This window comes from Streptomyces sp. NBC_00820, from assembly GCF_036347055.1.
Lineage (GTDB): Bacteria > Actinomycetota > Actinomycetes > Streptomycetales > Streptomycetaceae > Streptomyces.
This window is the reverse complement of the sequence record NZ_CP108882.1, coordinates 8,030,231-8,051,326: the sequence shown is the minus strand read 5'-3', so window position 1 is coordinate 8,051,326 and position 21,096 is coordinate 8,030,231. Positions and strand designations below refer to the sequence as shown.

Here is a 21,096-nt window from a genome sequence, read left to right as displayed (position 1 = left end):
TTTAACGAGCCACGACAACGACGTCCCAGCGGGGCAGGTGGAAGTCGCGGTGGGCTTCGACGACCTTGTCCAGGGAGTTGTAGGTGCAGAACACGTTGAGCGGTCCCTGGGCGTCGGCGGCCTGCTGGGCCAGGTCGTCGGCGGTGTCGACCATGGTGAGGATGCCGGCCAGGTACGGGTCCGCCGGTTGGTCTGAGGAGCAGACACCGAGGTAGCGGCCGGGCCGTCCTTCGCTATGCCATTTCGCGGCGGTCTGCTCAAGGAGTCGCAGAGAGGGGACTGCCACCAGGGAAGCGCCTTCTGGGGCGGTTTCCTGGACGATGTGCAGGGCCACCAGGGTCTTTCCGGTGCCGGTGGCCATGTAGACGCTGACGCGGCGGTAGCCCTCGATGAAGCTGCTGGCGGAGGTGTCGACGGCGATTTGCTGGCCTCCGCGCAGGCGGGTCTTCAGGCGAGAGGCAGAGGCAGGGGCGGTCGCGGCCGGACGGAGGCGCGTCGTCGTGGCCATGGTCCTCCCCCGGTGATGGCGTGCGTGTGCACCTGGTTCCAGGGTGGAAGGGGTGTGCGGTGCTGTGGCAGGACGTTCGTACGGGTTCACCCGAACGAGTGCCGGCGCTCTTGACCGCACGCTGCCGGGCCGGTCACGGTGCCCAGGACAGCTTCGGCGGAAGGACAGCTGTGCTGGACGATCCCGGCCTGTACGGGCCTCGCAGGCCGCTGCCGCTGCGCGCCTGGCCGGTGGCGGGTGAGTCGACGGGGTCGTTCGTGAACCGGCTCGCACACGCCAACTGTCTGAGCCTGGCTGATTTCCTCGACCGGGTCGGGCAGGGCGAGGCATCCGTGGACCCGCTGCGGGTGGAGAAGTACCCGCAGTGCACCGAGATGTATGTGAACGAGACGGGGCTGCGCTATCTGTCTGTCCTGGCCGACCGGTCGCTGGGTCTTCTGCAGCAGGATCTGCCCAGTCTGGGCGCAGAGTGGCTGCTGGCAGGCGGGGAGGGGGAAGCGGCGGAGTGGAAGTGGCCCTGGAAGCCGCTGGCGGGACACCTCGTGCGGCACTGCCCGCCGTGCGGTGATGACCTGGATGTCGGCGAGCCGGTGTGGCTGATGTCGCCGGACAGCTGGCAGGTGTGCGCGCGGCACGGTTACTGGTCGGACGACTCCCGCGGGCGTGGTCCCGACTTCGTTCAGCTGGCCGAACTGCCCGAGACGATGACGGCGCACCGCGTGCGGCAGGAGCTGGCCGCACTCTGGGGGCCGGCCGGGGAGGAGTTGTTCGCCGACGCTTTCCAGGTCGCGGTGTACTGGTGGACGCGGATGCCGGACACCGTGTGCTGGGTGCAGCGGGCCTGGACGGCTGGGCTGGGTGCGCGGGAGATGCGGGCGGCCCCGCTGGTGATCTACCCGGAGGCGGCGCAGCTCGCGGGCGCCATGCTGGACTTCGAACGGGTGGGGCAGCGGGATGCGGCGGGCCGTGCCCGATGGCTCGCGGGCGTGGAGCAGTTGATGGTCCGGTGGGGGGTGGATGTGGCTGAAGGCCGTCAGGCGCTGCTGGTGTGGCTGGGGCGCCACCGTACGGGAGTGCCCGCCCCGTCCCGTCCGGCCGACCGGTGTCAACTGATGCTGGCGTCGGGGCACGACCGGATCGCGTCCCGGACCGGTTCGGTGAGCGAACGCTCGTGCCTGACCTGGCAGTTGGGCATGGCTGCTGCCGACATGTAGGCCGCATACGGGTGGAGGGCCACAACCGTACGGTTGTGGCCCTCCACCTGGCAGTAGCGGGGACAGGATTTGAACCTGCGACCTCTGGGTTATGAGCCCAGCGAGCTACCGAGCTGCTCCACCCCGCGTCGGTTCGCACCACCGTACGCCATGCTGGCAGACGCTGGAGACCATTGACTTGCGGGGTCGGCTTCTACGCGGCGAAGCCGATGTTTTTGACGTACTCGTACTGGCCCCACTGGGAGCCGAGGTCGGGCAGGACATCGGCGGTCCAGGCGTCGTCCAGTCCCTGATGGTCGCCGGCCGCCCAGGACCCGACGATCTTGTCCCAGCCGCGCACGTTCATCGACCGGTGTTCCACCACACGCTGGAGCGGGCGCGCCACGCCGGACTGGTCGAGAGGGTGGATTTCCACCCGGGTGCCGCGGCCCTCACGGTTGAGGCGGGCGGTGAGGTGGCGGGCGACGTTGCGGCGCCGCACCGCCCTGTATGCGGCGTCGATGCGTTCCAGGTTGGCCTTCGACGGACGGCGTCTGTCCTCCAGCCATGCCTTCAGTGTCCGGTCGCTCACGGTCAGTCCGGCGTCTTTGGCGGCCTGCCAGGTCCTGTCCGATGTCGTCAGGTAGTGCAGGCGTGCCATCAGGCCCCGTTTGGCGGTCACCGGGGTGGCGATGTGGCCGGCGAGTCGGTCGAGCTGGCGGGCGACGGCGTCGCTGCCTCTGATGCCCCGGGCTCCGAATTTCCCGAAGTCGATGTTCTTCTCCGGCATTTACTGCTCCTGCCCCGTGTCGGCGTCGGTGCCGGTTCCTGCGGTGTAAGTGTCCTTGACCTTGACCTCGGTAACCGAGCGGCCTTCGGGGAAGACACGGCGCCAGTCTCCGATGACGTGGAGCTCGTCGGTGCCCATCGCCCGTACGACAGCCAGTCCCCCGTCGTGTGCCTTGAGTGCCTTCATCCAGAGGTTGGCGAAGGCCTGGGAGCGGATGATGTGCATCCAATCCGGGCGGTAGAGCTCCCGGTTGTAGTTCGACTCCCCCATCGTGGACACGAACTTGGAGTACATCGCCTTCACGTACTGAAGCGTCAGCTCGTCGCCGTCTGCGATCGCGGTGTCGCGGGCGTCCTTGAGGGCGATCCGGAACTTCTCCAGGAGGTTCTCGGTGGCGCCCGAAGTGTAGGACTCGTGGATCTCGGGCGGCTCGCACAGGCGGTGCTTCGGGCCGGACAGGCGCAGCAGCAGGCGCAGGGTCGGTTCGCTGACCCACAGGGGTCCTGGTTCGTCGCGCTGGCCGATCGGGTTGGGCAGCACCGCGTCGTGCTCCCAGGCGGGCGGGGTGATCAGGTGGACTCCGGCGCGGCGCCGGTCGTGTGCAAAGCCCGTGGAGTGTTCCAGCTGGCCGAGCGGGAGGTGGGTCTTGAGTGCGCTCAAATAGGCGCCGTTGATGTCGAGTGCGGTGACCTCATGCTTCCCGGGCGGCAGTTCGGGCCGCGTCCACTTGGGGCGGGCCTCCCAGATCTGGTCGGCGCCCTTGGAGGTCTGCTTCTTGAGGATGTCGGGGATCCAGGGATGGGCGATCACGTCGTAGCGGGCGCCCTTGCGGGTCTCGTCCAGCAGGCGCATCGCGTCCGGGATGGCCCGCTTCAGCAACGCGGCGCTCGCCGCTTCGACATCGCCCTGGTGCTCGGCGAGCACGGCGTGCACCGCTTCGTGGATCAAGTCGGCAGGCCCGGACGGCTCCTGGAACGCCCGACCGCGCGGGGCCGCGCCTTTCCCGTCGGCCGGACGGGGCGGGCGTGCAGTGCGCGGGACTTGGGCTTCCCTGACAGGCGGGGGCTTCGGAGTTCCGGCGGGGACTGTCTGGCAGTCGGAGGGGTCCAGGTGCTGGACGAATCCCGCCACCCGCTGACCTGCCGGGGCACCGCACAAGACGCACGGCTGCAAAGCAGTGAGTGTCTCCACCTCGTCGAAGTCCTGCGCGGGCTCCGGTGACGATGCCGCGTCTACCAAGCCGTCCGCCACGGGCTGCTCAGCGGGCGGCATTGCCATATCGGCCTCGGCGAGCTTGGTAGTCAGACCCTCCAGCAGGTACGCGTACTTGGCGCGAGTCTCACCGGCCGGGTCCCGGCCGCTCTCCCAGCCGCCGACCGTGGACGGGCCCACTCCCAGCGCACGGGCCACCTGCGCTTTAGACAGCCCCGCCCGCTCCCGCAGGCCACGGCGGAGCTCCGGGGCCGGGAGTTCCACCTGCGGGCCGACGGAGGCCAGCAGTGAGTCGATCGCGTCGTAGTCGCTCACCGGCCGGCCCTCTTCATCTCGGACCGGATACCGCGGCGGCGGCCGACCGACAGCGCTTCGCACGCCCTGGTCGGCCCGGACAACAGATCGAGCGCAGCGACGCCGTAATGTCCGGCCAGCGTGTCGACATCACGCAGAGTCCACGAAGTGGCACCCGATTGCCGACGCGAGACCTGCGTCTGGGTCAGTCCAAGCACGTCCGCCACCGCCCGCTGCGGCTCACCTGTCGCCTGCATCAGTGCGGCCACCGTGAGCCGCAGCGACTCCTCCAGCCCCAATCCCATGCCTTCACCTTACCAGACTTCATGCGGAAAATGCATGAGAATCAGCAATAAGCACACGAGAATGCGAATACCACCTACATGAAGCCTGCCGCCGATGGCGGACTGCAGCGTCGTCGGCAACCGCCTAACGAGGGGGCGCCAGGGACCCGCCGACCGGACGGGAGCACAGACACCCCCACCGGCACCAAGAGGGCGCTCACGGACCGGCCCCCGCTTCACCCCCTTGACTGCGCCCGAACGGATGCCCCAACAAGGGTCTTTTGTTCTATTTGTCAGTGGCAGCTGCTGCACTGACTCCATGACAGAGACGAAGGCATCCCCCCACGGCCCGGACTGTACGCAGGACGACGGTCCCGACACGATGCTCCAGGCCCTGCTGGACCGGGAGGAGCGGCGGCTGCTGGTCTCGGTGCCGGCGGCTCCCGACGGAGTCGACGAGTGGCGTGCGCTGGTTGCTGAGCCGGGTTTCGTCCGGCGCAGTTCGGTTCTCGCCCGCGGGGTGCCGTTGCACCGCATCGATCAACGCAGCGCCTGGCAGCGGTTCCCCCGAGGGCTCTACGACCCTCGCACGCTCGCCCTGGCCGCGCTGGAGGCAGTGGTCAGCCAGCAGGAGATGGAGGCGGAGGCGACCACGGAGGAGGTGATTCAGTTCCTCGCCTCCCTGGCGGCGTCAGCGGCGCCCGCGCGGGATGCCTCGGAGCATCTGGCGGTGGCTCGGTTCGTCCTGCGTGAGCTGCTCAACGACGCGCAGGACGGGGAGGAGTTCGACGTCTCCTACAGCGACTACCGCGAGGGCCACAGCAGGGTGACCTTGTCCGTGCGGCTGTTGGAGGAGGGATTCGGGCGACGCGGCCAGGCCGTGCTGCGGGCCACGACCCCGGCCATCAATCTCCTGCTGTCCGGACTCGAACACGATCTGGAGGACGTGCAGGCGGCGAAGGACCTGATGCTGCGCCGCCAGGTGAGCACCCACCGGTGGGGACGTGCCGAGGAGAGCGCGGCGGAGAGCCTGAAGCTGTCCCTCATGTACTGCGAACGGGTACGGGCGGTACTGGAGGAGACCGAGCGCGATGTACGGGCCGTGGACTGGGGACAGGACGTCCCCAGGCTGCTTCAGACTTCCCGTGCGCATCTTCGCGAACGCCACCGGGTGGAGCGCGACCTGATGGAGTGGATGCGTGAGGTCCGCAACGATGTGGACGACGCGGAGGTACGGCGCACCTGCGAGCGGATCCTGCGGTTGCTGGGACGGGCCCATCTGCGGCACACCCAGCTCCTGGAGAAAGTCATCGACGCCCGCCCGGCGTTCCTGCGCTCCCAGGCCGAGCAGCGCTTCAGGCCTCCCCCACGCCTTGCGCTGGTGGGGATGCAGGAGGACGTGCTGGAACCGCTGCTGGACCTCGGCGCCGACGACGCCGAGGCGGTCGCGAGCATCTTCGCGGACGCGGCCGGCGGACCGGTGGTCGCGCACCGGCCGCGGCTGCGGGACTGGTGGGCCTCGCTGCTGGCTCCGGCACGCGCGGTGCGGGAGGCGTTCGCGGACGAGGAGATCGAGCTGATCGCGGATGACCCCGGTGAGTTCGGCCTCTTCAGCAATGAGGACGTCGCAGTCGCCCGCAGCCTCCTCACGCAGGCCCTGGGCATGCCGGTGCGCCTGTCCCGGCTGCTGGAACAGGCGCTGGCGCACAGCCTCCAGGCCGCCGACCTCCTGGCCGTCTGTGTCCTGCGGGCCTTCGCGCCGGATCCGGAGGACGAGGAGGAGGAAGGGACGGCTGACGAATTGGCTGACCTGCTGGAGGAACATCTGGTGGTCCTCGATGACGGCACCGTGTTCGATCTCGGAGCGGTCGCCGGCAGCGACCTGCTGCTCGTCCCCGCCCAGTCGCTAATCCCCGGTCCCGCCCGCGCCGAGGACGACGTGGAGGTCCTGGCATGACAACTGCCGCGAACGTCTACTCCCCGGCCGACCTGGCCGACGCCTCCGCCCTGGTGTGCTTCGGCTGCCAGCCGCGTCTGCGTCCCCTGAGTCTCCCCCGCTACCGGGCCCTGCTGCAGCGCTACCGGATGGACGGCCCGTTCCGCGACGCGGCGGACGCCGTCGCCGACGGCCTCGACCTGGACGTGATCGAGGCCCATCAGAGCGAAGGACTGATCCTGCACCCCCGCGAGGGATCCTGGCTGTCCTACCGCCTCAAGGATCATCCCAAGCTGGGGGTCAAGGACCGCCTCGTCCTGGGACTCGCGCATGTGGCGATCGCGGCCCGCGCCTACCCCACTCCCGCCGACCTGGAGGAGCAGAGCGTCAGACGGATCTCGCTGGCCGAGGTCGACGACTTCCTGCGCCGGCTCACCGACCGGCTCCGTGAAGCCTCCAAGGACGCGGACGGGCTGACCGTGGCCCATCCCGAACTCCAGGCCGCCTGGCGGGTCTACGCCAAACTCCCCGCATCGCGCCCCACACCGACGGGACGGCTGTCGGAGTCGAGCACCCGACGGGTGATCAAGGAGGCGCTCGACTGGCTGGTGGAACAGGGGATGGCCCAGCGGGCCGACGACCTGGGGGCGGGCCACTACCGGCTCGCCCACCGCTTCCGCGTGCAGGTACGAGAGGCAGCCGCCTCGGCGGCGTTCACCGTGCTGTGCGACCTGCGCCGCGCCCATCTGGTCGAGGAGGACTGAAGAATGCTCCAACTGCGACGTATTCGTCTGGAGAACATCGGCCACCGCGCGGCCGGTTTCAAATCGCTCGTCCTGGACCTGACCGGCGGTCCGGGCTCGATCGACGGCCGGCCCATGCAGCCCGTGGACGTGATCCTTTGGCTGCGCAACGGCGGCGGCAAGTCCAGTCTGCTCTCTCTGTTCTTCAGCCTGCTACTGCCCGCCAAGAAGGACTTCATCGGGGCGCTCAAGTCCAAGTCGCTCGCCGAGTACATTCCCGGCGAGCAGGTCTCGCACGTGATCGCTGAATGGGGAGACTCCGAACGGCCCACGGCCGGCGCGGTACTGGTGACCGGCGGGGTCTACCAGTGGCGCGACGGACAGCGCCCGGCCGACCTGAGCAGCGGGTGGGAACGGCTGGAACGCCGCTGGTATCTTCTGCGGCCTCAGCCCGGCGGGCTGGAACTGGACTCCCTGCCCGTGCGTGCCGAGGATCTCCAGCTCAGCATGACCTCCTACGTCAAGGCCCTGGAAGCCGCGCACCAACTGCAGCGGCGGCTGCAGTTGGTGGTCGCGGAGGAGCAGTACAGCTGGGAGGAGCAGCTGAGCAATCACGGTCTGGACCCTCAGGTCTTCATGATCCAGAAGGTCATGAACCAGGAAGAAGGAGGGATCACCGAGCTGTTCAAGTTCCGCACGGCCGAGGAGTTCATCAACTTCCTCATCGACATGATCGTCGATGCCGCCGCACCCACGGCAGCACGTGCGGCGCTGTCCAAACACGCCGACAAACTGGCGGCCCGGCCCGCACGGGAACTGGAACAGCGGTTCCTCGCCGAGGCCGTCCTGCGGCTGCGACCGGTGCAGAAGGCCACGGCGGAAGCCGCCCTCGCCGAGCAGGCACTGGGCCGGCAGGTCCAGCTGGCCCGACGTGCCGGCGAGCACTTCCAGACCCAGGCCGCCCATCTGGAGCAGGAGTCGGGCTCATTGCGCGAACGCGCCGAGGCCTACGCGCAGGAGGCACAGGAGGCCGACGACCGGGTCGAGGGCCGGGGCCACCGCGTGGCCGCGGTGAGCGAGGCGGCCGCGCGGCTGCGGGTGAGCGACTGTGCGAGCGAGCATGCCGGGCGCATCGAGGCGGCCGACTCCGCCGAGCGGGAACACACGGCATGGCAGGCGGTTCCCCTGCTCATGGACCTGGCGGGCCGGGAGACCGAGCTGCGGCAGGTCAAACAGTTGCTGGAAGATCTCCACAGCGAGCAGGCCCCGCTGCGGGAGGCCGTGGAGCAGGCGGGCACCGCCCTGTACGCGAGGCTCGAAGAGGGGCTCGGCCGGCTCTCGGGCGAGGAGGAACAGGCCCGCGCCGAACTTGAGACGGCCGCCGCCCGGCTCCAGGCGGCCGAGCGGGAGTTCGAGAAGACGGTGAGCGCGATCGGCCGCGCGGACAGCCGCGCGGCCTCGGCCGAAGCCCGCTGCGCGGAAGGAGAGGCGGAGATCGTGGCCGCCCGTGCGAGCGGGGTTCTCGGAGGGCAGGAGGAGCCGCATGCCGCTCTGGAACGCCTCACCCGCGAGGAAGAGACCTCCCGGGAACAGGTGGAGCAGGCGCGGCGCCAACGGGAGGCAGCACGGGAGCGGAGCACCGGCATCGCGACAGAACGTCTGTCGTGCGCCGACCAGCTCAGTACCGCACGGCAGCGGCACGACCAAGTGTGGGACCAGTGGAACGCATTGGCGCGCGAACGCCGTGACCTGGCAGCCGAGCCGCGTCTGGCAGAACTGGCGGGCACCGGCGGCGAATCGGTGGATGTGGACGCGGTGGGCAGCGACCTCATCGCGCTGCTCACCGACCAGGTCGCCCACGCAGACACGGAACTGGCCGCCGAGCATGCCCGGGCGTCGGAGGACCGGCGGCTGCGCGACGCGCTGGAGCAGGACGGGTTCTGTCCGCCGCCCCGGGAGGTCGAACGGGCGGTTGCCGCCCTGCAGAACCGCGGTGCCAACGCCGTTTCGGGAATGCAGTTCCTGCGCGAGACCCTGCCCGCCCACCGGCACGACGAGGTCATCGCGGCCATCCCCCAGCTGATCGGCGGGGTGGTCATCTGCGGGCCGGTGCCCGGTGGTGACCTGGCGGCTCTGGCCCGGCAGGCCGACGTCTCGCTGCCCACGGTGATCGCCGTGAGCAGCGACGACGAGGCGCGGGCTCTGCTCTTGCGGGAACCGGGAAACATCGCCGTCCTGCCCGTCCGCCCCTCGGCTCTCGACCTGGAGGCGGGAGAGGAGGAACTGCGCCGCGTCACCGCGCGTTTGGACACACTGGAGGACCGCCTCCGGGCCGTCACCAAACGGCGCGAGGGCGACCGTGCCCTCTGCGGGCGGCTGCGGGCGCACCTGGAATCGTTCGGGCCCCGGGCACGCGCCGCGCGGGAGGAACTGCTCAGCCGGCTCGACGACGAAGTGAACACGCTCACCGAACGCACCAGCATGCTGGCCCGCGAGGCAGAGGAAGCCGCGCAAAGCGCGGGCCAAGCGGAACGACGGCTCGCCCAGCACACGGACACGCTGATGGCGCTCGCCCAGACGCTTCCCCAGGTCCGGGCCCTGGAAGTGGCGGTCCGCGCCACTGCGCACTGGACGGCAGAACGCCGGCAGGCCCGGACCGAGGCACGCGAACACCGCGCCGCCGTGCAGCAGTTGAAGAAGCGGTGCACGAACGCCGAGGGGCAAAGACGGACCGCGGAGGCAACGCTTGGGCAGTGCCGGGAGCGTGGGGAACGCTGGGCCGGCTGGCTGGAAGAGATCCGCCAGGAACTCACGGATGAAGTCCGCAGCCGGACACATCCGGCCACGGTACCGGGCGGGAGCCTGCAGGCGCTGCGTGAGCGCTGGGGCCAGGCCCGTCGGGACTGGCGCGACGGCATCAGCGACACCACGCTGCAGCAGCGGCTCACCGCCGCCCAGACGGCCATCGACGCTCTCAACCAGGACCTTTCACGGGCTGGTTCCGCGGCACGCGCGCGGGCGGCAGAGCTCGCCCAGCAGGCCGGGGCAGCCGACACCGACCGCCTCACTGACCGCATCGCCTGCGCAGCGGAGGCTCGCAGGAAGGCCGACCGGGCCGAGCACGAAGCGGATCTCCTCCACCGCCAGGCCCTGGAGGCTCACCAGAAGGCGGCCGAAGCCCTGGACGACCTTGCTCCCGGCACGGAGCGGATCTCCTTCCCCAGCGTCCGAGCCGCCCAGGAGGAACTGCGCGCAGAAGAGGAGCGGCTGGAGCAGGACCGCACGCTGGCCCAGGTGCGGCGCCTGGACACCGAGCGCACGCACCGCTCCGCCGACCTGGCGGCCGGCCAGGCCGCACAGCTTCGGCAGTCGGCGGGCAGTCTCAACGCGGCCGCCGACCGCCAGCCCGGCCAGGGCAACGACGGCGACCTGGAACCGGGCGTGGACGCGCTGCTCCTTGAACGGCACGGCCTGTCCGCCCTCACCGTGCGGTCCCTGCAGCCGCAGGACGCCGAGCGAATCAAGGACGTCATCACCCGCGAGGTCTTCCAGGCGATCCGCGCCCACGACGACGCCAAGAACGCCCTGCGCAAGTACGTACAGCAAGTGGAACGGCTCGCCCTGCAGCCGGAGTACGCGGCCGTCGTCGACGGCCGACTGCGCGAACGCCTGCAACAGGACCTCAGCCTGCAGCCCCGGCTGGCCGCGCTGCTGGAGGACATCGAGGAACGCGAACGACAGGTCACCGGGCTGCTCGCCGAGTCCGAGGAGGACCATGCCCGGGTCGTCGACGCCTGCGCGAGCACGGTCGAAGCCGTCCTCGACAGTGTGGAGGAAGTAGCACGCCACTCCCGGCTGCCCGGGAATCTGGGCAGCTGGTCCAAGCAGCGGTTCCTGTCGCTGGAGCTGCGCCAGCGCGCCCGCGGGGACGAACTCGCGCGCAGGCTGTCCGCCGAGGTCGACCGGCTCATCTCCTCGCTGCCGGCCGGCGCCGCCGGCCGGGCCAGCGCCCTGCCCGACGCGATGCCACTGGCCAAGCAGCTGGTCCTGGCGGCGCTCGGCGGCCACGGCAACATCATCGCGCGCATCATCAAGCCGACACAGAACCTGGACACCGTCGAACGTGAGTCCGTCACCGAGATCCAGAAATTCAGCGGCGGCGAACTCCTGACCGTCTCCGTGCTGCTGTACTGCACACTCGCCCGGATGCGTGCCGCCCAGCGCGACCGCCGCGTCCCCGGCGGCGTGGGCACACTCGTCCTGGACAACCCTTTCGGAAAGGCCAACTACGGGCCGTTCGTCGATCTGCAGCGCCGCGTCGCCGGTGCCCACGGCATCCAGCTCGTGTACACCACCGGTTCCAACGATCGCCCGGCACTGGGCCGTTTCCCCCTCATCGTCCGCATGCGCAATGGTATGGACCTGCACACCAAGCGCCGCTACGTCCAGATCCTCGAGCGCTACGGTGACGCCGTCGCGGACGGTGTCACCCGCGCCCAGGACGAGGGCATCGCCTCCGCCCGCCTCCTGCGCCGCAGCGTCCTTGCTCCTGACGCCCCACAAACCCCCGAAGTGGATGCCGGGGATGCCGGATGAGCGCCGCCGACCGTATGGCCGTCCACCTCGCCCAGCAGTCCCGCCAGCGCGTCGACTTCGATGCGCTGGCGGGCGCCGCCGACGCAGGCGACTCCAGTCTGGCCACCTCGCCCGGGCGCCGCCGCATCCTCGCCGACGCGGCTCAGACCCTCCAACAGCGTGGCCTGGCCCAGTTGCCCAAGGGCAGCGCCGGCTGGGACTGCAGCGCCCACCCGCCGCTGCCCCGGTGGGTCAAGCGCCTGCAGTCCGCCCGCTCGTCCCGGCCCCGGCCGGCGCCCCGGGCGTTCGTGGAACAGCTGTCCTTCGCCGGCACCCTGAACCTGACCGCCGCCGACCACGCGCTTCTCGGCCCCCTCAACACGCTGCTGCGGGACCAGCCGGATGCCGAGATCGTTCCGATCGCCGACCGCTCCTACCAGTTGTACGGCGACGAGAAACGCCTCAAGGACATCGACCGCCACCATCTCGTGGTCAAAGGGCTCCTCGACGTCGCCGTGCATCTTCGGGCCCGGCCCACCCCCGCCCCGCTGGCCATGTTCGAACTCGGGCCCGCACCCTGGATGCTCGTCGTGGAGAACACCGCCGCGTTCACCAGCCTGCGGGAGATCTTCGGCGCCTGGCCCGACCGCAGCCAGGTGGGCTGGCTCGGCTTCGGATCCGGTGACCAGCTCGTCGCCTCCATCCCCACCGCCCTGACTTCCTTCCGCGAACGCGACCACCCTGTGGAGACCCTGTTGATGTACGCGGACCTCGACCTCGACGGCCTGCACTGCGCCCAGCAGACCAGCCACCGCGCACAGGCCGCCGGCCTTCCCCCGCTGCTGCCCGCCACCGGCCTCTACCATGCCCTCCTCACCGGGCGGCCGCGCCCTCACCCACCCGCCACCACCGACGAAGCCCTCGCCGCGGCCGCCTGGCTCCCGCCCCACATCGCACCGTCAGTCGCGCAGCTGCTCACCGACGGCCTGGTTCTGCGACAAGAAGCCCTCCCCCTGCCCTGTCTCCGCGCGCTACTCGCTCCGGGTGCGCCCCTGCTGCCTCAGCTGCGCGACGGCGCCCCGCAGCAAAGACCGACCACGCCGGCGTTTCCCCAGCCCTGGCCGTCGCCCTGGACACGCTGAAGGCCTCGTGCCATCCGGACAAGAGATACACAAGCGCTGGTGTCAGTGCGTACCGGTAGCGTTCCTGCATGCCGGAAACCTCCCAGCCGACCGAAGCCGAACGTCGCCAGGCCATCTCAGACGAGCTGGAACGCCTTGAGGAGAGTGCGAAGTACAGCGCGCAATCTCAGTTCGAGCAAGCCAAGCGTTGGCGCCTAATCAATCTATGGCTGGGCGTGCCGGCAAGCGGTCTGGCGGCCATCGCCGGTGCCATGGCCCTGGTGACGGCCGCCGGGCGCGTGATCGCCGGGCTGGTTGCCCTCGCTGCCGCTGTCCTGGGGGCAATCTTGACCACCATCAACGCATCGCACCGGATGAACCAGGCCGCCGCCGCAGCAAACGCCTACCTCGAGATCCAAACCGCCGCTCGCCAGGCCCGTGAAATCGATCTCCCGGCATGGACCGTGGAAGAGGCTCGGAGCGGGCTGGCTGAAATCACTGCGCGACGCGACGAACAGAACAAGACCGCCGAACCTCCCAGCCGACGCTCCTACCTGCGTGGCAAAGCGAATGTCGACGGCGGCGGCCAATCCTACGCGGTCGACACGTCCGCCAACCAGCCCGAAGGGCACTAGAGAGCAGATATGGCACTCTCCGTGAATCAGGGGTTCGACCTCTTCTTGCAGCAGTTGACGCCCACCGCGGGCGAGCGCGACGCCAAGGCGCGCCATCGGCGCAGTGTGGAGACCTCGTTGCAGGCCGCGGCCTTCGGAGTATCTCTGTTCCGAGAGACAGGGTCGTTCACTCATGGGACGGGGGTCCGCGGGCACTGCGACGTAGATCTTCTGGCCAGCATCAAGGCAGGCCGCCCGAACAGTTCGGACACCGCCCTGGGCTGGGTGAAGTCGGCTCTCCAGGCGAGTTTTCCCTCCACCCAGGTCGTCATACGGCGCCCTACAGTCCAGATTCGATTCACTGCCGGCGCGGAGACATGGGAGGTTCTTCCCGCTTTTCTTACATTTCGCGGTGGTGACACGTCGGTCTACGACATCCCCGGAGCCGCCGGCGGGTGGATGGACACCGCCCCCACGGCGCACCTGGAGTACGTGAACGAAGTCAACCAGCGGCCTGTTGCGGTCGGCGGCGCCAAGAAGCTCGCCCGGTTGGCCAAGGCCTGGAAGTACTACAACAACGTGCCGGTCTCCTCCTTCTACCTGGAGATGCGCGCCGCCCAGTACATGGCAGGTGAGCCGAACTTCATCGCGGTCTGGGACATATGCGGTCTCCTGGAGAAGCTGGATGACCATCAACTCGCGTCCATGAACGACCCCAAGAACAAAGCCGGACGCTTCGCCGCATGCTCCAGCGATGCGACTCGTCAAGACGCACTCTCCAAGCTCAGGACGGGAGCAATCCGCGCCAGGAAGGCACTCGACGCTTATCACAAGGACGATCACGCCACCGCGTTCACCTATCTCAGTCTGCTCTTCGGGGGCCGTTTCCCCAGCCGCTGACTTGCTTTGCAGACGGTCCAGTCAACTATTCCGGTCAGCGTGAGCGATCCGCGCTTTATCTCAGCTCGGTCCTGTGCGTGACTCGGCGGCGTCCCTGGAATCGTCCTCCCCGGTCGCCCCGTTGAGCCCGTTTTGGGACCGAATGCGGCACAGCAGCGTGCACGCCATCCGGTCCAGGTGAACAGACCCCGACAGCAGGCAGGAGTTGCATCCACGAGAACGCTCGCCGTCAATCGATCAGGCCGAGGGCCGGTATCGTGGTCACGCCTGTGCGTCGCCTGAGGAAGCCGCGCCGGTAGCACGTCATTGGGAGAGGCTTTCCATGATCAGCCGTGACGAGATCGACGCGAAAAGCGCGGAACTCGGAGTCGACCCGTCCCATGTTCAGCGGGACTACGTCTTCGGCTGGTTCCTCGCCGGGCTCTACGGAGAGAGCCGGCTCGCCGACCGTCTCGTCCTCAAGGGCGGAAACGCTTTACGGAAGGGGTATTTCGGGGCGACGCGCTTCTCCGAAGATCTCGATTTCGCCTCCCCCGGCCCTATCGACGCCCAGGACTTCCGTGAAGCGCTCAACGAGATCGGGCGGATGGCGCAGGCCAGAACAGGGGTCCAGTTCCATCTCGATCGCACTGAGCAGCTCAGCAGGCACAGGATCAACCGGGAACAGACGGTCTACACGTACCAGTTGCTCTTCACCGACTTCTACGGCACGACCAGCAGCATGCCTGTGACCCTGCACCTGGACGTCACCGAGTTCACCCGCCTTCAACTGCCCCCGCAGTCGCGCACGCTCATTCACCCCTACAGCGACCATGCGGCCTGCACTGCGGACCTGACGGTGATCAGCTTGGAAGAGGCTCTTGCGGACAAACTCAAGTGTCTCCTGCAGCGCCGCTCCATCCGCGACTTGTTCGACCTCACCTATTCGACGTTCGTCAACAGTGAGATCCCCGTCAACCGGCGCAGCCTGGTCAGAACGTTCCTCCGGAAGACCATCTTCTCTCCCAGCCCCGCTGCGGCCCTGAACCTGCTCACTGCCATTCCCTTCGACGGCATGCAGTCCCTGTGGGACACGACGATCACCTGCGCCCGTGACAGCCTGCCTGAGTTCACCAGCACGGTGGCACGCTGGAAAAGCGAACTGGACCTACTCTTCGCCGATTTCCGCACCGGCCACAGCACTCAAGCCGCCTTCTATCCAGCGCACCTACGGACACCGATCATGGAGGCCGGTGCCGAGCAGAAACTGATGCTCCTGACCTACGAGGGGCGGCAGCGCCTGGTTGAGCCCTATGCCCTGCGTTTCAAAAGACGCGAGGACGGGGTCGCGCAGGAGTATCTGTACGTCTACGACCGCACCGGCGGGCGCTCTCGTCCCGGCATCAAGTCCTTCTTCCACTACCGGATCAGCGGTCTGAGCGTCACGGACGATCACTTCGAGCCGCGGTACGAGATCGAACTCGCAAAGGCCGGCGAATTCAGCGACCGCCTCGGGTTCAGCCGCGGTCGCACCATCGGCCGCCCCACCACAGCCAGGGCCAGACCGCGCACGGGACGACGACGATAGTCCGAACTCGGTCACATCACTGCGCCCATGCCGTCTGAGAAGCCAGTACAGCGGGAACCAGGCTAAAGTCAGGGCGAGTTCACCACAGGCCTGCCCCCTTACGTACTGCCCAGCAGCCAGCATCGTGGCAACACTCGGCCTCGAACCGCTGACGGCATCTGCAGGTCCAACCGCAGCGGAACTGCCCGCACCTGCCGTCCCCCGGCAGTGGCACGCTCTCGCCTGTCAGTCTGGCCCTCTACGCTGGAATTTCATGCGCGACGGGGCGGCAGAACGGTCTGAGGACGGCAGTGGCGGAGAACGGCGGCAGGGCGCACAACTGGCAGAGCATCCGGGAGTGGGACGGGAGCCAGCATCGCGCCTTTGAAGAACTGTGCTTCCAGCTGCGCGAGGCAGCCCCTCCAGGCTGGGAGACGATCAAGACGGCTGCCCCGGACGGCGGTGTCGAATGGTACAACCAGGCGCCCGACGGCAGCGCCGCACACGGATACCAGGTCAAGTTCGTCCAGCGCATCGAGGACTTGCTCCCTCAGGCGAGGAAGAGCGCCAAGACGGTCGGCGAGAACATCGCCCACCGCAAAATCGTCCGGCTTGAGTTCCTGACGCCCTTCGACCTCTCCGACCCCGCCCCTTTCACCCCGAGCGGGAAGCCGCGTACCGGCGCACGGGAGCGGTGGAACATCCACATCGCCAAGTGGAAGGAGGAACTGCCCGGTCTCGCCGGTGTCGACATCCGCTATGTCGGTGGTGGCGAACTGCTGGAACGCCTGACCCGGCCCGGTAACGAGGGACGCCAGTGGTTCTTCTTCGAGAATCGCGCACTGGGCACGGAGTGGTTCCGAGAACAGGTCACGCTTGCTGAGCGTCTGGCCGAGTCGCGGTACACGCCCGAACATCACGTGGCGTTGCCACTGGCTCAGGTGGCGGACGCGTGCGCCCTGCCACAGGAATTTCTGCGGCAATTCGCACAGCGGGCCCGGGACCTGCGGGCCGTTGTCGAGACGCTCCTGGCCGAGATGTCGTGGTGGCGTGACCGCTATCCCGCGCCGGACAGCAGTCCAGCGCACGAAGCGCTGTCGCAGTGGGTGCGGTTGTGGACGCCTCCGCTGCGGGAGGGCGCGGACGCTTTGGTCCAGGACCTGTCTGCGGCATCCGCGGGTTCTGGTTTCCCCGCCGAGCAGGCAGTTGCTGTGGCTGAGGACATGCTGAATCGGCTGGGTGAATTCAGCGGCTTGGCCGACCGGTTCGTCGGGGAACCGACCGGGAGCGGTGACGTTCCGGCACCGCCTCTGTCACAGCCGCGCACAAGCAGCGCCCGGACAGCGTCCGAGAGCGTGGAGTCGATGCGTGAGGGTGCCCTCGCTCGTGCCAGCAACGCCTGCGAGCAGGTACTGGCCCTGCTGCGGGGCAGCGCTGCCCAAGCAGCGGAGAAGGGAGCGTGGCTGCTGTTGGGGGAAGCCGGCCAGGGCAAGACGCATCTGCTGGTCGATGCCGCGCGAAGGGCTGTGGACGAAGGTCGGCCGGCACTGGTGGTGTTCGGGCAGGAGCTCAGCGGGCACAGGACCTTGAGCGAGATCGCGCAGAGGTGCGGGCTGGGCCAGCTGCCCGAGCGGGACTTCCTCCAGGCGATGGACGCCGCGGGCGCGGCCAGCGGGTGCCGCTTCCTGTTGATCATCGATGCCCTCAATGACTCCGCCGATGCCGGGCACTGGAAGAGTGAACTGCTCGCTCTCCAGGGGCATCTGGCCGGGTACCGGCACATCGCTCTGACGGTGTCCTGCCGTTCGACCTTCAGTTCCCTCGTGGTGCCGGACCGTTTCGACGGGCCGGCTTCGGTGCACTCCGGCTTCGCGGGCCGGGAGATGGAAGGCCTTGAGAGCTACCTTCGGAGGAATCCGGCTGCTCTTCCCAACACGCCCCTGCTTGCCTCGGTCTTCACCAACCCGCTGTTCGTGAAGCTGTACGCGGACAGTCTGAGCAGGAGCCGGAACCAGAGTACAGCCGGCTCGGGCGGCCGTCCGCGTGACCGTAGCGCGGTGTTCGACGCCTATGTCGATCACCGGGCGGAGGCCATCTGTACCCGGCTGGGGCTGGACCCTCTTGAGCGGCCCGTGCACCGTGCGGTAGATGCTCTTGCCTCGCGCATGGCCGCCGAACACCTTTCCGTGCTTCCGCGTGGCGAGGCCCGTGACCTTGCCGACGCCTGCGCTCCTGCGGCCACGGCATGGCCGGACACCATGCTCGGGCAGCTCCTCGCTCAGGGCATCGTGTCCAACGAGCGGACCTACGGGGCCGAGGCCGGTAGCGGCATCGGTTTCCCCTACCAGGCGTTCAGCGACGACCGCGTCGTGCGGTCGGTCTTCGCTGCCCACCAGGACGAGATCGAGTCGCTCCGTCAGGGCCGGCATCTGGCCGCCGGCTCCCCTCTGCGGAACTGGCTGCGTGAGGCCTCCCCGAACTATCAGGAGGCCGCGTCGATTCTCCTGCCCGAGCAGGCCGACACGGAGCTCATCGACCTCCTGGCTTCCCCTCCCGGGCCCGCGACGGACACATCCGGGCCCGACGGCCGTGCGGACATGCAGCACTATCTGCTGGCCCGGAGCTTTTTGGAAACGCTTCCCCTGCGCAGCACACGGAGTGTCAACGAACGCACCATCGCGCTCCTCAACGAGACGGCCGCCCGTCACGGACGCAACTCCGACGTACTGGAGGCTGTCCTGGCGGTCACCGCTGAGCCGGGGCATCTGCTGAACGCCGACCGTCTCCACCGGGTGCTGGCGAGGAGGCCGCGGCCCGAACGCGACGCATGGTGGGGTGTCGAGACTTACCCGATGGTGTGGGACGTCACGGCACTGCACCGGCTGCTGCGCTGGGCCGAGCAGTACCCCACCCCGCAGGATCTCCACCCCGCGTCCCGTCCGGCCCGACCCCGGCTCGGGGCCCGGACAGGCCGGCCCGTGACAGCGCCTGGCGACACCGAGGAAGTGGCCCGGCTGGCGGCCACGACGCTTGTTTGGGCCCTCACGTCCTCCAACCGGTTTCTCCGGGACCGTGCGACCAAAGCCCTCGGGCAACTGCTTCTGTCGCACGGGGACGTTCTCGTGTCTCTCCTGGACAGATTCCTGCACGAGGACGCCGAGAAGGTGGACGACCCCTACCTCTTCGAGCGCCTGGTGTGGGTCGCGTACGGGGTGGTGGCCCGGCGTGGCGGGAGCGAGTGGCAGCGCGGCCTCCTGGGTCAGGTTGCGCGGCGGATCACCGAGTACGTCTACGGTGATACCGATTCGCCCGCGCACGCCTCGAGGAACGCGCTGCTGTGCGATGCGGCGACCCGCATTGTCACCATGGCGCACGGCGCAAGGATCATCACTGACGAAGAAGCTGGGGTGGTCAGGCATCCGCATGCCTGCCCGGACATCGGTCAGGCCCCTGCGGAGGAGGCTCTTGACGATCTCTTCCCACGGCGGGAGGAAGACAGGCCCCTGTGGGGATCGATTCGCTCGTCCCTGTCATCGCTGGGAGACTTCGCGGACTACGAAGTCCGTCCGACCGTCCACCACTTCAGCATGCTGCCTCTGGCGTCCGGCTATCCCCGCCGGCCATCGTGGCAGCGCCGCGATGATCCGGTCTCGGTGGACACCGACCGTATCCCGGCTTTCGCAGAAAGCCTCCCGGAGTCCGTCCGGCCTGCCCTGGGCACGTCGGCCGCGGTCGCGCAGCTCCTCACCGGGTGGAAGGCGCAGCAGGTCCTCGACCGGGGCCAGTACGCGCTGCTGCGGGACTGCCGGGTGCCGCCCGCCGACGACGAACGCCTCGCTGAAACCGAGGTGGACGCTGCGTGGGCCGCGAGGTGGGTGCTCGCCCGCGTCGCCGACCTTGGATGGTCGCCCGAGCTCTTCGCCGAATTCGACGCTACCCGTGGACGCATGTCCGGCGGCCGCCAGTCCCACAAGGGCGAACGGATCGGCAAGAAGTACCAGTGGATGGCCCTCCACGAGTTGGTGGAGCGGCTGGCGAACCACCGTCACCCCCACCGGACCTCTGAGCACGACGCCGCCCAATACGAGGGAGCGGCACGGCTGTCCCTGCTCGACATCGATCCCTCCCTCCCTCCGGCCCGCCACCCGTTCGACGCTGCCGACGACGCAAGCGGCCACAGCGAAGCGGACAACGCAACCTTTCCGCCCGCCGACCCTGCGCACCCTCTCGCACCGCCTGTCCCGGCACTGCCGGACGACGACGGGATCGACGAGTGGATCAGCCGTCCGAACAACCTGCCCGGTCTCGAGGAACTGGCCGTCCGGACCGACAGCCAGGGCAGGGAGTGGGTCGTGCTCGACGAACAGGCCACGGATGACCACGACGGCCGAGGCTGGAGCATCACCCATGGACAGGCTGAGCAGTGGCACCGCGTCACGAGCTGGACCGTTTCCGACGACCAGTTCACCAGTCTGCTCACATGGCTCAAGGGCCGCTCCCTCACGAACCGGCTGATGCCCGAAGGACCCGACCGCCACAGCCTCCTGTTCGCCGATTTCCCCACCGTGCCCGGCCCCTGGACGGACCCTGAACCCGATACCTGGCACGTGAGTACCTTCCAGTACTCGGACCAAGAACCCGGCCCCGGCCCCGACAGGCCGGATGGCCTCGATGGTCCAGTCGATGACGACGACCTGGCCACGCCGGAGACAACCCCCGCACCAGCTGCTGCCGCCGAGCCCGTCGACGCCCTCGCCATCTGGAGGGAGAAGAGAGAAACGAAGCGAACCGAGTCCCTGGCAGACCTCGCAGAGCAGTGGGCAGACGGCCCCGTCGACGACGAGGACACCTGGCTGGAGCGCACCCTTGCCGCACAGCCGCAAGCCCAGATCGACCACGCCGCAGACCCCGCCGGGCAACCCGTAACGGCTATCCCGACCACCCAGACCTACAGCTGGGGTGCACAAGGCTACGACTGCTCCCTCGACGCACCCGTATCCGTGACGCTGCTCAATGACCCGCTCCTGAGAGACAGCGGACTCCAACGGGACCCCGACCACCCCTTCTGGTACGACACCGACGGGCGGCTCCAAGTGCAGTACCTGTCGTGGGACCGCCCAACCGGCACGGCCCACAGCCTCCTTGTCTCCCGGGAGTGGCTCGAACAGCGGCTCCAACGAAGCGGCCACTGCCTGGTCCAGGGGATGCGCGGCGAGCGGCAGACCGTCACACCCGAACACCCCCGTATCTGGAGGGAATTCAGCCAGACGGCGGGCCACGCCGCAGATGGGCAACGGACACCGGGAACAACCGTCACCGCACTCAGGAGAAGCTTCAGATAGCGGAGAACCCGAGCAGGGCCGCCGCGAGAGGCCCAAGC

Annotated in this window: 13 protein-coding genes and 1 tRNA gene; 9 read left to right on the top strand and 5 right to left on the bottom strand. The window is 68.7% G+C overall.

All coding sequences use genetic code 11. From position 1 onward, the window contains the following. Position 1: 1 nt before the first annotated feature. The gene (locus OIB37_RS35990) at positions 2-508 is read right to left on the bottom strand and encodes a DEAD/DEAH box helicase family protein (protein WP_330455448.1); all 507 of its coding nucleotides are present in this window, start codon (positions 506-508) and stop codon (positions 2-4) included. Positions 509-678: 170 nt separating this feature from the next. On the opposite strand from OIB37_RS35990, the gene OIB37_RS35985 reads away from it, so the two are divergent. Next, on the top strand, positions 679-1,722 hold the full coding sequence (locus OIB37_RS35985) for a TniQ family protein (protein WP_330455449.1): 1,044 nt from the start codon (positions 679-681) through the stop codon (positions 1,720-1,722). A 54-nt stretch (positions 1,723-1,776) separates the two neighbouring features. On the opposite strand, the gene OIB37_RS35980 is transcribed toward OIB37_RS35985, so the two are convergent. The 4 genes from OIB37_RS35980 to OIB37_RS35965 all read right to left on the bottom strand — a co-directional run bounded on the left by OIB37_RS35980 (position 1,777) and on the right by OIB37_RS35965 (position 4,302). Then, positions 1,777-1,850, bottom strand: a tRNA-Met gene (locus OIB37_RS35980). A 65-nt stretch (positions 1,851-1,915) separates the two neighbouring features. Further along, positions 1,916-2,491: a transcriptional regulator gene (locus tag OIB37_RS35975; RefSeq protein ID WP_330455450.1), complete on the bottom strand. Its 576-nt coding sequence runs from the start codon at positions 2,489-2,491 to the stop codon at positions 1,916-1,918. Continuing rightward, entirely contained in the window at positions 2,492-4,018 is a 1,527-nt protein-coding gene (locus OIB37_RS35970; RefSeq protein ID WP_330455451.1) for a helix-turn-helix domain-containing protein, read from the bottom strand. Beyond that, positions 4,015-4,302 (bottom strand): helix-turn-helix domain-containing protein, encoded by a 288-nt coding sequence (locus OIB37_RS35965; RefSeq protein ID WP_330455452.1) that lies wholly within the window; start codon positions 4,300-4,302, stop codon positions 4,015-4,017. Before OIB37_RS35965 ends, OIB37_RS35970 begins: the two co-directional genes overlap by 4 nt. A gap of 298 nt (positions 4,303-4,600) precedes the next feature. On the opposite strand from OIB37_RS35965, the gene OIB37_RS35960 reads away from it, so the two are divergent. From OIB37_RS35960 to OIB37_RS35925, 8 genes are all read left to right on the top strand, one after another. Further along, on the top strand, positions 4,601-6,238 hold the full coding sequence (locus tag OIB37_RS35960; protein ID WP_330455453.1) for a hypothetical protein: 1,638 nt from the start codon (positions 4,601-4,603) through the stop codon (positions 6,236-6,238). After that, a complete protein-coding gene (locus tag OIB37_RS35955) occupies positions 6,235-6,981 on the top strand; it encodes a hypothetical protein (protein WP_330455454.1) in 747 nt (248 codons plus the stop codon). Before OIB37_RS35960 ends, OIB37_RS35955 begins: the two co-directional genes overlap by 4 nt. Positions 6,982-6,984: 3 nt before the next feature. Beyond that, positions 6,985-11,556 carry a hypothetical protein gene (locus OIB37_RS35950; RefSeq protein ID WP_330455455.1) on the top strand — a complete coding sequence of 1,524 codons (4,572 nt, stop codon included), beginning with the start codon at positions 6,985-6,987 and terminating at the stop codon, positions 11,554-11,556. Then, positions 11,553-12,677 (top strand): hypothetical protein, encoded by a 1,125-nt coding sequence (locus tag OIB37_RS35945; RefSeq protein WP_330455456.1) that lies wholly within the window; start codon positions 11,553-11,555, stop codon positions 12,675-12,677. Before OIB37_RS35950 ends, OIB37_RS35945 begins: the two co-directional genes overlap by 4 nt. A gap of 68 nt (positions 12,678-12,745) precedes the next feature. Further along, positions 12,746-13,291, top strand: coding sequence for an SLATT domain-containing protein (locus OIB37_RS35940; protein ID WP_330455457.1), 546 nt, complete (start codon positions 12,746-12,748; stop codon positions 13,289-13,291). A 9-nt stretch (positions 13,292-13,300) separates the two neighbouring features. Beyond that, positions 13,301-14,170 (top strand): nucleotidyltransferase, encoded by an 870-nt coding sequence (locus tag OIB37_RS35935; protein ID WP_330455458.1) that lies wholly within the window; start codon positions 13,301-13,303, stop codon positions 14,168-14,170. 322 nt (positions 14,171-14,492) lie between these two features. Then, positions 14,493-15,737 (top strand): nucleotidyl transferase AbiEii/AbiGii toxin family protein, encoded by a 1,245-nt coding sequence (locus tag OIB37_RS35930; protein ID WP_330455459.1) that lies wholly within the window; start codon positions 14,493-14,495, stop codon positions 15,735-15,737. A gap of 899 nt (positions 15,738-16,636) precedes the next feature. Then, positions 16,637-21,058, top strand: a complete 4,422-nt coding sequence (locus OIB37_RS35925) for a hypothetical protein (protein ID WP_330455460.1) — start codon at positions 16,637-16,639, stop codon at positions 21,056-21,058. Positions 21,059-21,096 lie beyond the last annotated feature (38 nt).

Excerpts from the sequence above, each read along its gene's own strand:
- OIB37_RS35965 (WP_330455452.1), bottom strand. The coding sequence starts at position 4,302 with ATGGGATTGGGGCTGGAGGAGTCGCTGCGGCTCACGGTGGCCGCACTG.
- OIB37_RS35975 (WP_330455450.1), bottom strand. The coding sequence starts at position 2,491 with ATGCCGGAGAAGAACATCGACTTCGGGAAATTCGGAGCCCGGGGCATC.
- OIB37_RS35950 (WP_330455455.1), top strand. The coding sequence starts at position 6,985 with ATGCTCCAACTGCGACGTATTCGTCTGGAGAACATCGGCCACCGCGCG.
- OIB37_RS35940 (WP_330455457.1), top strand. The coding sequence starts at position 12,746 with ATGCCGGAAACCTCCCAGCCGACCGAAGCCGAACGTCGCCAGGCCATC.
- OIB37_RS35930 (WP_330455459.1), top strand. The coding sequence starts at position 14,493 with ATGATCAGCCGTGACGAGATCGACGCGAAAAGCGCGGAACTCGGAGTC.
- OIB37_RS35945 (WP_330455456.1), top strand. The coding sequence starts at position 11,553 with ATGAGCGCCGCCGACCGTATGGCCGTCCACCTCGCCCAGCAGTCCCGC.
- OIB37_RS35955 (WP_330455454.1), top strand. The coding sequence starts at position 6,235 with ATGACAACTGCCGCGAACGTCTACTCCCCGGCCGACCTGGCCGACGCC.
- OIB37_RS35935 (WP_330455458.1), top strand. The coding sequence starts at position 13,301 with ATGGCACTCTCCGTGAATCAGGGGTTCGACCTCTTCTTGCAGCAGTTG.
- OIB37_RS35990 (WP_330455448.1), bottom strand. The coding sequence starts at position 508 with ATGGCCACGACGACGCGCCTCCGTCCGGCCGCGACCGCCCCTGCCTCT.
- OIB37_RS35960 (WP_330455453.1), top strand. The coding sequence starts at position 4,601 with ATGACAGAGACGAAGGCATCCCCCCACGGCCCGGACTGTACGCAGGAC.